The organism is Spirochaeta cellobiosiphila DSM 17781 (assembly GCF_000426705.1).
Lineage (GTDB): Bacteria > Spirochaetota > Spirochaetia > DSM-17781 > DSM-17781 > Spirochaeta_E > Spirochaeta_E cellobiosiphila.
Window position 1 is genome coordinate 281,917 of sequence record NZ_KE384554.1, and the last position, 15,383, is coordinate 297,299.

At 34.0% G+C, this 15,383-nt stretch carries 13 protein-coding genes; 3 read left to right on the top strand and 10 right to left on the bottom strand.

The window, feature by feature from the left end:
- Entirely contained in the window at nt 1-1,341 is a 1,341-nt protein-coding gene (gene mgtE, locus K345_RS20270; protein ID WP_053228152.1) for a magnesium transporter, read from the top strand.
- On the opposite strand, the gene K345_RS0108115 is transcribed toward mgtE, so the two are convergent.
- Nucleotides 1,338-2,516, bottom strand: coding sequence for a hypothetical protein (locus K345_RS0108115; RefSeq protein ID WP_028973732.1), 1,179 nt, complete (start codon nt 2,514-2,516; stop codon nt 1,338-1,340). The genes mgtE and K345_RS0108115 overlap by 4 nt on opposite strands.
- A 118-nt stretch (nt 2,517-2,634) precedes the next feature.
- On the opposite strand from K345_RS0108115, the gene K345_RS0108120 reads away from it, so the two are divergent.
- Nucleotides 2,635-3,975: an acetate kinase gene (locus K345_RS0108120; RefSeq protein ID WP_028973733.1), complete on the top strand. Its 1,341-nt coding sequence runs from the start codon at nt 2,635-2,637 to the stop codon at nt 3,973-3,975.
- 51 nt (nt 3,976-4,026) lie between these two features.
- On the opposite strand, the gene K345_RS0108125 is transcribed toward K345_RS0108120, so the two are convergent.
- From K345_RS0108125 to K345_RS0108145, 5 genes are all read right to left on the bottom strand, one after another.
- A complete protein-coding gene (locus tag K345_RS0108125) occupies nt 4,027-5,223 on the bottom strand; it encodes a hybrid sensor histidine kinase/response regulator (protein ID WP_028973734.1) in 1,197 nt (398 codons plus the stop codon).
- A 23-nt stretch (nt 5,224-5,246) separates the two neighbouring features.
- Nucleotides 5,247-9,257 (bottom strand): CheR family methyltransferase, encoded by a 4,011-nt coding sequence (locus K345_RS0108130; RefSeq protein WP_028973735.1) that lies wholly within the window; start codon nt 9,255-9,257, stop codon nt 5,247-5,249.
- 136 nt (nt 9,258-9,393) lie between these two features.
- Nucleotides 9,394-9,603 (bottom strand): hypothetical protein, encoded by a 210-nt coding sequence (locus K345_RS0108135; RefSeq protein ID WP_156888349.1) that lies wholly within the window; start codon nt 9,601-9,603, stop codon nt 9,394-9,396.
- 356 nt (nt 9,604-9,959) lie between these two features.
- Nucleotides 9,960-10,187 carry a DUF6897 domain-containing protein gene (locus K345_RS0108140; RefSeq protein ID WP_211227852.1) on the bottom strand — a complete coding sequence of 76 codons (228 nt, stop codon included), beginning with the start codon at nt 10,185-10,187 and terminating at the stop codon, nt 9,960-9,962.
- A 252-nt stretch (nt 10,188-10,439) separates the two neighbouring features.
- On the bottom strand, nt 10,440-11,549 hold the full coding sequence (locus K345_RS0108145; RefSeq protein ID WP_028973738.1) for a DUF5700 domain-containing putative Zn-dependent protease: 1,110 nt from the start codon (nt 11,547-11,549) through the stop codon (nt 10,440-10,442).
- A 230-nt stretch (nt 11,550-11,779) separates the two neighbouring features.
- Between K345_RS0108145 and K345_RS0108150 the strand changes: the two genes are divergently transcribed.
- Nucleotides 11,780-12,397, top strand: coding sequence for a Pr6Pr family membrane protein (locus K345_RS0108150; protein ID WP_028973739.1), 618 nt, complete (start codon nt 11,780-11,782; stop codon nt 12,395-12,397).
- Nucleotides 12,398-12,486: 89 nt separating this feature from the next.
- Here the strand turns inward: K345_RS0108150 and K345_RS20275 are convergent, their stop codons facing one another.
- The 4 genes from K345_RS20275 to K345_RS0108170 form a co-directional block, all read right to left on the bottom strand.
- On the bottom strand, nt 12,487-13,314 hold the full coding sequence (locus K345_RS20275; RefSeq protein WP_053228153.1) for an SPFH domain-containing protein: 828 nt from the start codon (nt 13,312-13,314) through the stop codon (nt 12,487-12,489).
- Between the two features lie 263 nt (nt 13,315-13,577).
- Entirely contained in the window at nt 13,578-14,012 is a 435-nt protein-coding gene (locus tag K345_RS0108160) for a DUF5655 domain-containing protein (protein WP_156888350.1), read from the bottom strand.
- The gene (locus tag K345_RS0108165) at nt 13,981-14,841 is read right to left on the bottom strand and encodes an AraC family transcriptional regulator (protein WP_028973741.1); all 861 of its coding nucleotides are present in this window, start codon (nt 14,839-14,841) and stop codon (nt 13,981-13,983) included. Before K345_RS0108165 ends, K345_RS0108160 begins: the two co-directional genes overlap by 32 nt.
- A 15-nt stretch (nt 14,842-14,856) precedes the next feature.
- On the bottom strand, nt 14,857-15,333 hold the full coding sequence (locus tag K345_RS0108170; protein ID WP_028973742.1) for a TrmO family methyltransferase domain-containing protein: 477 nt from the start codon (nt 15,331-15,333) through the stop codon (nt 14,857-14,859).
- Nucleotides 15,334-15,383: the final 50 nt, after the last annotated feature.

Below are 15,383 nucleotides of genomic sequence, written 5' to 3' on the forward strand. Positions count from 1 at the left end.
GTGTCTACTGAAATGGAAAACATTAAGAATTATAAAGATTTCTATTCCAATATAGATGAACACTTGTCCACTATGTCAATAGAAGACATACTATTTCATTGGGATGAACTAGAGGATGAAGAACGCCTTAGACTTTTCCTTAAATTAGCCAAAGACAGACGTGCAGAATTGGTAAGAGAACTATCAAAAAATCATCAAGAATTGCTGATTAAAAACTTATCAGCCCAAAACACGAAAACTCTACTAAAAGAAATGGAACCTGATGACCTTGTAGACTTTATACAGAACATTAGTCCAGAAGTACGAAGTTCTGTATGGGAAAGCTTGTCTGATGAATCGAGAAAGGAGACCGAATTCCTTCTCAAATATGATGAAGATGATGCAGCTGGACTCATGACGCCCCGCTATGTAGCAGTACAAGCCAGTATCACTGTATCTCAGGCTCTGGCTTTTGTTCGAAGAAACTTGGAAGAAGTGGAAACTATTTATTATATATATGTGGTAGATCAATTAAAACGTCTTATGGGTGTTGTATCCTTAAGGGAACTCTTGTCAGCTAAAGACAATAAAATCATTGGTGATATCATGGAAAGGGATATTATCTTCGTTCAAGATGAGACAGACCAGGAAGAGGTAGCTCGAACCTTGGAGAACCATGACTTAATAGCCATTCCTGTATTAGATAAATATCATCGCCTATTAGGAATCGTTACCTTCGATGATGTTATTGATGTAATAAGGGAAGAACAAACAGAAGATATTTATAAAATGGGAGCTATGGATGGGAATATTGATCCCTATCTAGATACATCTTTATTTGGTTTAGTAAAAAAACGTCTTCCCTGGTTAAGCATACTCCTCATTGCTGGTTTGTTCACAGCAAATGTGATGGACCTCTATAATTACCTCAGTGCAACATTAGGTTTTCTCTTCTTATTTGTACCGAGTATCACTCAAACAGGAGGAAATTGTGGCACCCAATCAGCGACCCTCATGATTCGAGGATTAGCGACAGGGGAAGTACACTTTAAGGATTTTGGTAAAATCGTTATAAAGGAACTCTTTGTTGGTATCACTATTGGGATAATCATGGCTACCATCATGTTAGTGAGAAACTATTTCTTTTTTCATGATCTTCAGATACTACAATTATTCACAATTAGTTTTAGTCTTATTTTTGTGGTCATCACATCAACACTCATTGGTGCAATGGTTCCCTTGATATTACATAAGTTGAAGTTTGATCCTACAGTTGCCGCAGGTCCTTTGATGGCAACAGTTATTGATGTTCTTGGTTTAACGATTTATTTTGAATTAAATAAAATCATTTTACTTCACTAAAACTTCCAGGAAGCACCCAAAGAGAACCTGTTGGTTGAATTAATTACATCATATTGAAAAGAGGTAGAAGCTTTTATATGAGAACTATCCCAAGCCAGAATAGATTTGTATATTTGATAGTCCTCTCCTCCTTTATACTCTAACTGACAACTACCTTTTTTATAAGTGAGCTTTAGATTCAACAGGTAATAAGATGAGGAAATATTTTGGCATTTCCGCAGTCCAATATGGAACAATCGATTATCGAATGTTGCTCCTGAATAATAGGTAAAATTATAGATATCTTCCTTTTGGATGTAATATTTAAAACGCTTAATATCATGAGTGGTATTAAGATACAAACTAAGAGTTTTCCAGCTTAGCCTTATACCATATTGTTGTCGTTGATTATCATAGTAGGATGTACTACCAGAATAGTTACGATAGAGATAAGAGTGCTTAATCTCAATATTCTGAGAATTGAGACTATGATTCAAAGAGAATCCTGTCTGACAATATTCAGCACTTTTGATAACAAAGTCATTCCAGATATCATAATTAGCAATAATACGATAGGTTCGATGGGGCTTAATCTTAATACTAAATCCATACTTATCCAGATGACCTTTATCAGAATATGAATTTCTAATTTGAATGGGGACTATAGAACCCAGGTCCATGATACAACCATAACGAAAAATATCCTGAGAATCAGACCTATCGGGATTATACCAATCATCATCAACACTTAACTCCCTATAATAGGAGTAACCAAAGAAGTGCAGCTTAACAAGGCTACCACAGCTTAACATGCCCGCTCGTAAAGCTTCATTACTTTTTACATTATATATATTTAAATATTGAAGATACTGACCTTCATAAGCTAATCCCTGGCGATTAGTACTCGCATTAGCTCCAGGTGTTGATAGATATGATACAGAAGTAAAATCATAAGAACTTTCAGAAGAAAAATCTCTGGATAACCATCCCCCTGGATTAAGATCACCAATATGTAGTCTATAGATGTTTAAATAATACTTCTTCCGTTCCTGAAGTTTCGAATAGTAATAATTAGCCTGTACATGGGATAAACGTAGTCCTAATTTATATTCCATATCCGAATTTGTTTGGACTGAAAGGGAATTATCAGCCCAACCGGCACCACATAAACAAAGGAGGAATAGTAAAATAATCATAGTTAATAAACACAAATAAAATTGAGACTCATTCAAAATACTTAGTAATTACTTGAAAGAACGTGGTAGAATGTGTGATTATTATTAGAGATAGGTATAAGTTGGAGGTTTATTTTTAATGGTTATTTTAACCCTGAACTGTGGAAGTTCTTCAGTAAAATATCAAGTATATGACTGGGCAACTCAAGAAGTACTAGCCAAAGGGGCAGTAGAGAGAGTTGGTACAGATGAGGCTTTTATTGGTCACAAAGCACAAGGAAAAGAGGAAGTTGAGATTCAAAAGGCTTGCAAAGACCACAAAGATGCAATCGATTTGGTTCTAAGCTGTATCCTCGATAAAGACATGGGAGTATTAAGCGATATTTCTGAGATCAAAGCCGTCGGCCATCGTGTTCTTCATGGTGGTGAAAAGATCAAACAATCAGTTCTTATTGATGATGAAGTTCTTAAAACTTTTAAGGAAATCGAAGGTTTAGGACCTTTACATATCCCTGCCAATGTTATGGGTATTGAAGCAGCTCAAAAGGTACTACCTGATGTACCTCATGCAGCTATTATGGACACAGCCTGGCACCAAACTATGCCGGAAACTTCCTTTTTATACGCAGTTCCCTATGAATGGTACCAAAAATATAGTGTTAGACGATATGGTTTCCATGGAACATCTTTTCTTTATACAGCAAAAAGAGCAGCTGTGTTATTAGGTAAAAAACCTGAAGACACGAACCTCATCATTGCTCATATAGGAAATGGTGCCAGTATCAATGCTGTTAAGAATGGTAAATCATTTGATACATCCATGGGATTAACTCCTCTTGAAGGTCTTATCATGGGAACACGAAGTGGTGATCTGGATCCTGCTATTATTAACTACATCAAGGACAATGCTGGTTATTCGTCTGAAGAAATCGAGACAATCTTAAACAAAAAATCAGGTGTATTAGGTATTTCAACTAAATATACTGATAGACGTGATATTCGTGATGGTGCCGCTGCTGGGGATAAACAATGTCAGTTAGCTGTCTCAATGGAATGTTACAGAATCCGAAAATACATTGGCTCCTATCTGGCAGCTCTTGACGGTAACGTAGATGCCATAGTATTTACTGCCGGTGTGGGGGAAATGGCTCCTCACATTCGTGGTCCTGTCCTGGAAGGATTAGAAGCTTTAGGAATTGAAGTTGACTTAGAAAAGAACAAGACATGTACTTCACGTAACGCTGAATTCTGTATTTCTAAAGACAGCTCTCGAATCAAAATCTTTGTTATTCCTACTGATGAAGAACTAGTAATGACTGAAGACGCTTATGCATTAATGAACGGAACTTATGATGTTCATACTAATTTCACTTACTCTTTCCAATCTAAGGATTATGATAACAAAGAACGATCTCACAGCTTACCAAAGGATATTGAAAAGAATCCCAAGCTAAAAGATATTATCGTATCGCCTAAGTAATCATATTATAAAGGGTGTTGTGAAGCTAAAACCACAACATCCTTTCCTAACTTATGAACTCTTATTAAAGGTAGAATTGTCTTCCAGGAAGGATACAATGAATGTTGATCCTTTATTTAGTTCGCTAGTAGCGCTAATCGTACCACCGATTGCTTGAATAAAATCCTTACATAGTTCTAAGCCTAGCCCCGCCCCTTTTTCTCCATTTGTACCTTTACTAGAACTTATATGGGAATTGTTATCGAATAGAATATCAAGCTTTTCAGGACTTATTCCAATGCCGGTATCTTTAACTTGCAATTCAACATTGTTATTCCTTTTTGTTAGCTTTATAGTAATTTGTCCACCTTTGGGGGTAAACTTTATACTGTTACTTAGTAGGTTTCTAAGGATTACTTTTAACATTTCTAAATCAACTTTTGCGATTGCTTCTTCTGAACTTTCAAATTTAATTTGAATGTCTTTTAGCTGACTATTCTTTTCATAAAGAGATATGGTCTCTTGAACAACCTGAACAATATCTACACTTACGGGGTTGGAATAAAAATTATTATCCTGTTTGTCTGCCCAATCCAATAGATTATATAATAAATCCCTTTGATTAACAGAATTCTTATATAGTTCTCTAGCAATAAGAGGAATATCTTCTGGTACAGTCATACTGGCATATAAGCTTTCAATTCCAAGACTTTGAGAATGATACAAGTTCCGTAAATCATGAGCAATTATCTTTAATAATCGATTCTTTGTATTATTAGATATAAGCAATTGTTCTTCTGTTTTCTTATGTTGCTTGATTTCCAAATTAAGCTTTTGATTCAGTTTTTGTATTTTTTTGAGTTCTTCAAATCTGGCATAGGCTATACTAATAGATCTAGCTAAATCATTGATCTTTGTTGGTTTTACCAAATAAGCACCGATACCTAATTTTTCTGCTTCCAGTAAGATCTGTGGAGTATCATAAGCAGTAAGCCATATTATGGGTATAGGCTGATTCTCCATAACATTTTTTGAGATGGTAATTCCTGCAATTTTGTCCTCTTTACTAGTTATTCCATCAGGCATTACAATATCAAGAATAAGAAGTTCAGGATTGGCGATTTCTAAAATATCAAAAGCCTCCTTTCGACTATAGGCTCCCCCAATAACGGTATGTCCTATTTGTTCAACTTGTTCTTTTAGTACTCGATGGATTATTGGATCGTCCTCAACAATCAAGACTTTTAATTTCTTACTAAATTTATTCATATTGAGTCCCCACATGACTTAGATTAATATAGAACCAAAGTAAACTGAAAAATGGCACCATCATCATTATATAACTTGTAATTATTCTCAGGAAAACTCCTAAAAGAATCCTGAATTAACTTTAGACCAAGTCCTTTTCGTGTAAGACTAAGAACATCCTCAGGCCAGCCTACGCCATTATCTTTATACTTAAAAACTATTTTCTTACCTCTATCTGAAACCTTACCCGTAATAAGCACACTAATATCTCCTTCTTCTTTATTAGGAAAGGCATATTTAGTACTATTCATTACTAGCTCACTCAAAATCAAACTAATGGAAGTAGCTTGTTGAGGAGTAAAACAAAAGCTTCTTAACTCCTGTGGTTTAAATAGAACTGTACTATTAATTTTATCAGGTCGCACTGCGATCTCCACACATGAAGACATAATTCTGTCAATCAAATGCCCTATCTCTAAAGGTTGCCATCGTGAATTTGACAATAGGGAGTGCAATTCCAGCATACTGTTTATACGCATACTCATATCTTTCAAAATAGAATATTCATTATTTTGGGGTGTATATTCATTGAGTTTCAGTTGAAATGTTCCAAGTATTCTAATGAGGTTATTCTTTACTCGATGATTAACTTCATCTAACAAATCAAGATTTACAAGACTTTCTTCACAAGCTGCATTTTTTTGGATTTCTAACTCTTTTAAGGTTTCAGCTAAATGTTCTTCCGCGTTTTTACGCTCAGAAATATCAAGGGTAATTCCTTGTGCCCCACTAATATTACCTTTATTGTCATATGTAGCCTCCCCTCGAACTAACATCCAAGCTTTCGAGTCATTACTACGTATAATTTGCAATTCCAATTCAAAAGAAAGTGCTTCCTCTTCCGTTTTTTTCATTGCACAGGTATACAGGTCCCAACTTTCAGAAGAAAACAAAGAACGTTGGAAATTATAATCAGGAGCTGGTTGGGACGGATCTAAAAGAAACATATCGTATATGTCCTTAGTCCAACTGACTTTATTAGTGGAAAAATTAGTGTCCCAATATCCAACCTTTGCTATTCTTTGAGCTTCTGCAAGCATTTTCGCCTGTCGCTCAATCTCAAGTTCAGCATTTTTAATATCTGTTATATTAACATGTGCACCAATGATTCTTGTGGGATTCCCCTTCTCATCCCATTCCATTGCACGGCCTGTGGTCAAGACCCAGATTATGGCCCCGGTTTTATGAATAAAACGTATACGGTAAGAAAAAGGACCTCTCCCCTTATTCATAATATAAGTATCCAGGGATTCTTTTACTTTTACTCTGTCATCTTTGTGAATAAGACCTAACCAGGTATCCGGAGCGTTTTTTAGTTCTTCATCTTTATAACCAAACATTTTTTTAAGTGCTGGACTTAGATACTCGGAATTTTCCTGTATTTTCCAATCCCAGTATCCTGCCATTGTTTGTTCAAGAATAGTTTCATATAATATTTTTTGCATAGATAATTTATTCTTTGCTTGTAATACTTTTGTAATATTAGTTAGAGTAACAATCACTCCATTGGTGATTTCTCTCTCTTCATCATAATATGGCATTATCTTTTTTAAGTAAGATTGTCCATCTTTTGTTGTTATTTCTGATTCAAAAATCTCACCCTTTTCAAGTGTTCTTCTAAGTCTATTCTTAAATTCTGTATTATCATCGTCTAATTGATAAGCAATATGATCAATAGGTCTTCCCATATCATAGTCCATAAGATGAAATGAAATTTCACTTGCCTTATTGAATTTTTTGACAAGTAAATTCTCATCCAAATAAATGACTCCAATATCCAGATTGGATAATAACCCTTCCTGTTCACTGTATAACATTTGCAACTTATAATTCTTTTCATCGTATTCTTCATTTACTGTATGGAGTTCTTCATTAACAGAATGCAATTCTTCATTAGTAGTTTGTAATTCTTCATTGGAAGAAAGTAACTCTTCATTGGTACTTTGTAGTTCTTCATTACTATTTTGTAGCTCTTCCACAGTTGTAGATAGATTTTCTTTGGTTAGCCTGAGTTCTGATTCTAACAGTTCTATCTGACTATCCTGATTTATTGTTACAATTTTAGTTTTATTATCTACTATAGAAGTTCTTACATTGCTTTCTGGAGAAGATATTTTTTTAAATTCCAGGAAAAAAGAAGTAGGTAAATCTTTTTTAACAATGGGACGTATTGTAATATTAATGATATTTAGCTTATTATCGGATTCATAGGACAGATCTCCTAAAACGATAACCTTTTTGTCCTTCTTACACTTATCAAGTGATACCTTTAAAGATATTCGAAATTCTTCTTTTACATAGTTAAAAACTTCTGAGTTATGAGTTCTACCTTTCTGAATTTGAAGAAAATCATCAATATCACCAAAAAAATGCAGAGGATTATAATCATAATCCAAGAGAATACCGGCAGGCATATAGATATCCAATAGATTATCATAATCCAAAAGGAGTTCTTTTCTTATGAGAACATCCTTTTTTTCATTCACTGAAGGATGTATTCTTCTATGTGTACTTATAATGTTTGAGTCTGTCACTATCTTTTTTGAAGCTTCTTTTACTTTTTTAAATATCCTTAACGGTCTACTATAGGAATCATAATAGTCTGAATAATCACCTAAGTCCTCACTGGATCCTAATACAAGAATCCCTCCAAAGGCTAAACCATAATTAAAGCTATAACCTACAACAGTCTGAGCCCCGGATGTAAGATAGATTAAAAAATTACGACAGCTAATCAGATCCAGATCCTTGAAGGGAGGATTTTTTAATAAATCATGATGAGTGAAAGTTATTAACTTCCTAAGATTTGATTTGACCTTATAATAGCCATCATTATATTCAAAATATCTGGAAAGCCTATGGGAAGAAATATCATTAACCTTATCTTCATGATATAAACCATTCCTGGCTATGGCAATTGATTTTTCATTCAGATCTGTAGCAAAGATTTTAACATCTAATTGAATACCTTTATCTTCAAGATACTCATGAATTAATAGGGCATAGGAATAGGCTTCTTCACCCGTTGAGCAGGCAGGTATCCATATCCGTAACATTCCTTTCTCTTTTCCTCTATTAACAACATAAGGAATAATATTTGCCTCAATATAGGAAAATACCTTTGTATCTCTAAAAAAGGAGGTCATTCCCAAAAGCAGAGAGAAAAATAATTTAACCTTAAGTTCGTCATTTTCCTTCAATAAGGAAATATAAGAGTGTATATCCTTCAAGTTCAAATTCTCTATGTTCTGCTTAATCCTTCTATTAATTGAGTTCTTCTTATAGTTAGCAAAATCAACATTAAACTTCTTGTATAGTATGGAAAATATATTTTCTAGACTGTCATAATTCTGGTAATCTAACTGTGTATCTCTTTCTTTTATGCTTTTCTTATACATCACAGGATCCTGGATGTATTCTTCAATAACTCCTGGAACGGTATCAGGATTTAATATTAAATGACATATTCCGGTATTGATCAAATGTTCAGGCATACTACTAAAAGCGGCGGTATCAGGATCTTGTGCAATAACAAAACCATTATGCTTAGCAACAGCAACAGCTCCATGTGAACCATCAGAACCTGTACCTGAGAAAACAACTGCGATTGCGTGATCACCTTGAGATAAAGCCAAAGAATCAAAAAAAATATCGATAGGATAGCTTAAGGAGCCACTGCCCTTATCTATAAGCTTTAACAGACCTTTTTCCAGGCGCATAATTTTTTTAGGAGGAATGAGATATATCTTGTTTGCTTCTATAGGGGTGGTTTCTTGGACAATATTAACTTCGATATTGGTATAACGTCTAAGGATTTCATCCATAAAAGTTTTAAAGTCAGGTGACAAGTGCTGGATTATTACATAAGCAACACCACTTTTGAAGGAAATGTTTTGAACAAAAGCCTCAAGGGAAGCTACACCTCCGGCGGAGGCCCCAACCCCAGCTACAAAAAATGGTAAGTCCGGTTGTGACACCTGGCCATACTCGTTCATATTAATAACATCCTTATTATGCTCTCTTAGAATTGTAAAGGATTAATTTTTATTTGCAAATTTTACTACTATTGAACTGTTAAAATGGGGTCACCTTTGTTGATCTTAAGAGAATTCCTATACCGATTTAGATCACTCATTGATCATTCTTCCGATCTGTCTGTAATACTAAATCTGAGAGTCTTTTTTCTAAAACAGTTAAATCTTCTGTAAAGAAATAACTACTATCATAAGTGATATTTACCCAAATAATGGGATATGACATATTTTCGACTTCGATAGCTTCTTCTATGGCTTCCCGTTCATTATGTATGGCGCAGAGGGAATAACCTATTATCCTCCTCATATGCATTATGAAGACAGATCTTAAGTTTTTAATAGATTATTAGACAGAAGTCGATCTTACATGGATATATATTCCTCACTTTTTAAACTAAAAAATCCAAGTCCCACTACCCCTGTATCAGCTTAATAGAGTTAACAATACTAATTAAATTATTATACCCCTTTACCTTCTTTTATAGGAATATAAATTCACTAATAGATTCATCATCACGAACCCCAATGAACTGATCTATATGGTATTACAGAGTAAAGCATTCCAAGGTTCAGATAAATTATTAATTCTTGAAGGATTTAACAAAAGCAAAATGATCATTTGATGTTTCATTGTAAATTTCACAGGATATTAACTACAGACATTTAATCAACGGCCTTAACTTGAATAATCTTATCGACGGCAATAAAAAAGGTTTCACGCCCTTTCTTCAAGGTTAACCACTTATCATTCACCGAGAGTAAAACCCCTCTTGTAGGACCGAAGAAAAAATCAATACTAACAGAATAAACAGATATTTTACGATTAATAAGATTGTCTAACATTTGTTCCCCCTTATTTTCCATGGTAGCACGTGGTACTCTATTTATCAAAATATGATGCATGATGGGATAAGAAATATGACAACGTTTTCTTCAAGGCGAAACTCGAAAAAAATACTTCCCGATTTTTCCTTACTCCGGAACTTCTCTCTGTTAATTTCCATTTTAAGAAAAGATTGATCAATAATAGATACTGTGACAGACTTACTTAATAAGTAAATATGAAGAATCAATACCGTATTTACTTTGCTGAAGATGATAAAATGTTGGCTGATCCAATATAAACACTTCAGGAAGAAAATATTAGTGATAGTATTCTTCACTTATCTTCTTAATATAGTTTAAATACTCTTCTGTTAAAGCAGGTTCACCATTTTCTATGGTTACTTGATTATAGAGTTTATAGAACTCATATGGCCTGTAAAAATTTTCCAGCATTTCTTTTTTATACCCACCCTTAACAATTTGATTTGCCATATAAAAACCAATAGGGTGACCATTGTACTTAACAATTTCTTCTATCTTGTTCACGAACGTATCTTCAGGAATCCCCTTTTGAGAATATTCAAGAATCAGTTCCTGTAACTTAATTAAATCATTTGCGGCGTTATTATACATGTCTTCCCAATATTGAGCCTCTTCCTGAGTGCGTCCCGTGCTGAGAAAATACTTTTTATAACCATTTTCTTTATCAATTAAGTCTGCAATTCCTTCATTTTGAATCATATCTGTGTAGTAGTTTAGTGCATTTTTGTGATTAAAATCATTGTTCTCATAATAGCCACGATAGTTATGAAAAAATTCATGTGCCAAATAATTGATTCTTTCCTCTTCTGTGTATTTATAAAATGAATTGAAATCCATATAAATACCATTACCCCTCACTTGAGCATCATCTTCCTGACAAAGAAAATACAAAGGTTTAAATTCTAATGAGGAATCAATTGAAACTCCTAAAAAAGAACTCAATTTTGATTTTGCCTTAGTAATCATATTGTCAAAATCATAGTTCTCTCTAAAAGATTGTATTTGAGAAAGGTTATCCTTCATTTCCATAAAGTTAATTAAAGTATGTTTTTTCAACCATTGATGATCATCATCACGCTTCATTTCATCTTCTGTGATATTTAAAATACGATCCTTTAACGCAAGATTTTTATTTTCCTCAAAAGAGAGTTGCAAAGATGTTCTTATTATACCGATTCTTACCTGGTCTGGTCTGTATGCATATTCTTTATAGCCGCCAGTACTATCAAATATGGCCCATTGTTGTGGGGATATTTCTTTTCCCTCCATCATTTCTGAAGCAATGATGAAAAACTCATCTACAGAAGAGAAATCGACCTTTTGCGCATTGAGGGAGCTTGAAAGACCTAAGGCAAAAAGTAAAACTACGATTGTTCTAACTTTCATATTATATCCTTTATTTTTGTATTCAACTTTAAAATAATTATCATTTTTCTAATCCTCTTGCTTAGTGAAAAAAGGATTTATGTTATTATTGTATATCCATATCCCTCTTTATCACAAGCTCTTATACATAGCAGATAAATTATAGCCTTTTTTACATTAATTATTAAAATCTAACCAAGATACTACTACAAATATTGTAATTTTGCTAAATTGAGGAGAGGAGACTTTTAATGGAAAGCAAGAAAATTATGTGGAAATATTTTAGGTTCCTATTTTCTTTAATGATCTTGGGTACTCAGCTAATTCTATGGATTGATTCATGGACAAACGGATCATTAGAGGCATTGAATTTTTTTGGATACTGGACAAATCAAGGAAATATTCTAGGAGCAATTGCTTTACTAATATCAGCAAAATATACATTAAAGGATCGTCCCTTTCATATTGAAATTATCAGGTTTATAGCAACTGTGAATATTGTTATGGTAACTGTATTATATTGGTCTTTTGTTAATGGAGATGATGTTGGTGTACGCTTCCTATGGGCAAATTATATGGTTCATCTTATCACTGGTTTAATACTTTTAGCTGACTGGATTATAGAAGGACCAAAAATCTCAGTTCAAATGCCGAATGTTTATATAGCAGGGTTCTATCCTCTATTTTGGCTTATTGTAACGGGGATACGTTTTCTAATTGATGGATGGGTTCCCTATGCTGTTCTTGAACCAAAGAATGGTTTTATATCTATAGCTGTTATTTGCCTTATTTTCTTCATATCATCATTTGTTTTTGGAACTATTTTGATATTGTTAAAGCGATTTAGAATATTGAAACCATCACTATAATTACTATCTATTGTAGAATTATTTCGATCCATCTTTGTAGCAAGCTCATGTTTTTAAGATTCTTCTTTTTGTAGGTCTTATGTTTTCTCCTACAAGGACTTCTTCTCAGTTTTGACTGGTAAGTCACCTATTAACAATGTTGGAGTTATTCCATCTTGTGAGAGAATGATTTTGGAATTATCTTTTAATGATGTTTCGGTAATCTCCAATTGTTTTAGTTCCTTGGCATTACCTACGAAGTATTTGTTTGCTGCATCGTTTACTAATTCAATAGCCTTTGCTTTTCCTTCGGCTATTTTTATCTCTGCTTCTTTCTTTCCATCTGCTATTTGTATAGCTGCTAACTTATCCTGCTCAGCAGCTTCGAAGCGTCCGGTAGCAATTAACTTCATGGCACGACGCTCTTGTTCTGCCGTCTTCTGTTTGTGCATGGCTTTTTTGATATCTTCAGGAGGATCAATTAACTTAATCTCGACTTTTGTAACTTTAAGTCCCCAGTTTTCTGTTAAATCATCCAGAGATATTTGCATATTCTTGGATATTTGTTCGCGAGCCACAAGACTTTCATCTAATGTTAGGTGTCCGAACTCTTGCCGAAGATTCGTCTGAGCCAGTTCCAATACAGCATCTTTCCATCTATCGATATTATAGAAGGTTCTTTTGATGTACTCTTCATCATTACCAGGCATAACCCACATGATGCCATCTACTTCGATCTCGACATTGTCACTGGTTATAACTTGTTGAGGAGCAATGTCCATTGTATGTTCACGGATATCTCTTGTCCTCGTTAACTGAACCAAGGGTATTTGAATATGTAAGCCAGGATGAAGATACTTACTATATTTACCAAAAGTCTCCATCACAGCCCTTTCGTATTGTCTTACTACAAAAAATAAGCCTCTAATTGTTCTCATAATATTTTTTCCTTTTCCTTATCATAGATCATATTTCTCCAGGATCAAACAGTTTTCTCATAAATATTGGTTTCAATGGAATACAGTAATTAAGCTAGAGGGTTTTAAAAATATTAATCGTATGACCGCTGAAGCTCTCATGAGTGAATCTATATTAGAATTTCACGCATGAAGCTATGAGGAAATATCGAACTTTATGAATTTGAATTAAGTGAGGAAGATAGGAAGGCCATTACTAAACTTGACAGAAACAAATCTTCCTTCTAATTATCAGAATGGCTAGACAGACTCCTATCAGAATTTAGCCGATAGGAGTCCTTTATCCATGTGAGTAAAGTTTCATCAATATCTTCCCCATTATGAACCGTTACTCTATGAATGAGCTGTCCCTTTCTTCCTGTTAGTGTTTTTTCTACTCTGGGATTCTTAATAAACTTTGACACATGGAATTCTACAAAGATACTCGCTTTTGATCTTCGTAATCCTATAACAGCAAAAGAATCATCTTTAACAAAATGTACGGTGGCTTTTTGTATCTTTAACTTGAAATCCAAATGTGCAGATAAGCGCTCAATTAATAATAAAGACAACTGTTGATGCTGCTCTTGGTAGAAATGAATGTATTCAGCCATTTTATAAACATCACTAAGTTCTATAAGCATGTTATCACTCTCCTTCGATAGGAATATAGATTTCACTTTCTGACTCCTCATCGTATGGCCCTAAGAATTGCTTCCCATAATATTCAAAATTATAGTGATGAGGAAGTTTATAGGAAGTATCGGGAAGGTATTGATAATAGATGTATTTATATGTGTCACCCACTGAATTGGATTTTCCTCTATGGAAAAATCTTAAATATCTTTGAGCAGGTATCATCTTAGCGGTAAACTGTATAGGTATATCTGTTATGTTATGCATTTGAAGCGCTATAAAGAAATAGTATAGGCCATCCTCTTGATCAGGGAACCAATATTGTAATTGATAGAATCTTTCAGGAATAATCCTATCCTTCAGGAGAGAAGCATTACTGATTAAATTATGCCATGGTTTGGATAAATCATTATGCAAGGCAATATCATAATAAAAAGGAATACCTATCAGATAAAAGGCTCCTAGTTGAATTAACTCTGGTTCTTGAATATGATTTTGTTGTTTGTTCTCAAGAACCTCCCAAGTAAGAGGAGCAAAATAGCTAACAATGTTCTCCTTTTTACGAGCAAGGGAGGGATTGAATCCTAATAATCGGCTAAAAGCCCGAGTAAATGATTCATGAGAAGAAAAACCATATTCAAAAGCCACATCAATGATTTTCTTATCTGAATTTATGATATCACGATAGGCTTCATGAACCTTTCTAAGAAGAATATATTCTTTTAAGGAAAAGTCTGTTACGGCTTTAAAAATTCGACTAAAATAATATAATGAGAAACCAAACTCTTGGGACAAGGTGAATACATTTATGTTTTCCTTCAAATGCCCCTCTATGATATTTAATGACTGATAGACGAGTTCACGGTTCCTCATAATATTCTATCCTTATTAATTATTACTAAAATTAAATTCAGATTCCCAATCAAAGCTTGATGACTCTTCCACAGAAGATGGCCAATGGAGACACCAGGAAGGAATACCCGCTTCTAATACTCGATCACAGGCAGGAAGATATGGCTTAATATCAAGAATTGGTGACCCTGGATAGGCATCTATGTAATAGGTGTATATGATTCCCCTATGATAATCAATGTCCTTCACAATTATGTTTGTTATACAGAGAGGGTTGGGACGGATCTGAGATCGTGTGGCGAATACACCTAAGCGATCAGGACCGTTTGTATAAGGTTTGTCTATCACCCAATTATCTGGATGAGAATATTCTGTTGAATGATTAGCCCACCATATAATCTTTAAAAAAGTAAATCCATCTATATTCGTTAGACCTTTCTTAAATTCATCAGTAACTCTAATACTATAGCCGTCCCTAAGCTCTGCCACTGTTCCTATTTCTACTAATTCCATAAACACCCCTTACTTCTAATTTTTTATTAGTCTATATGAGTCAGTTAGAT

What these genes read in the sequence shown, in the direction of transcription:
- K345_RS0108125 (WP_028973734.1), bottom strand. Translation starts at nt 5,223, where the DNA reads ATGAATAAATTTAGTAAGAAATTAAAAGTCTTGATTGTTGAGGACGAT.
- K345_RS0108135 (WP_156888349.1), bottom strand. Translation starts at nt 9,603, where the DNA reads ATGAGGAGGATAATAGGTTATTCCCTCTGCGCCATACATAATGAACGG.
- K345_RS0108165 (WP_028973741.1), bottom strand. Translation starts at nt 14,841, where the DNA reads ATGAGGAACCGTGAACTCGTCTATCAGTCATTAAATATCATAGAGGGG.
- K345_RS0108150 (WP_028973739.1), top strand. Translation starts at nt 11,780, where the DNA reads ATGGAAAGCAAGAAAATTATGTGGAAATATTTTAGGTTCCTATTTTCT.
- K345_RS0108170 (WP_028973742.1), bottom strand. Translation starts at nt 15,333, where the DNA reads ATGGAATTAGTAGAAATAGGAACAGTGGCAGAGCTTAGGGACGGCTAT.
- K345_RS0108130 (WP_028973735.1), bottom strand. Translation starts at nt 9,257, where the DNA reads ATGAACGAGTATGGCCAGGTGTCACAACCGGACTTACCATTTTTTGTA.
- K345_RS0108120 (WP_028973733.1), top strand. Translation starts at nt 2,635, where the DNA reads ATGGTTATTTTAACCCTGAACTGTGGAAGTTCTTCAGTAAAATATCAA.
- K345_RS0108115 (WP_028973732.1), bottom strand. Translation starts at nt 2,516, where the DNA reads ATGATTATTTTACTATTCCTCCTTTGTTTATGTGGTGCCGGTTGGGCT.
- K345_RS20275 (WP_053228153.1), bottom strand. Translation starts at nt 13,314, where the DNA reads ATGAGAACAATTAGAGGCTTATTTTTTGTAGTAAGACAATACGAAAGG.
- K345_RS0108145 (WP_028973738.1), bottom strand. Translation starts at nt 11,549, where the DNA reads ATGAAAGTTAGAACAATCGTAGTTTTACTTTTTGCCTTAGGTCTTTCA.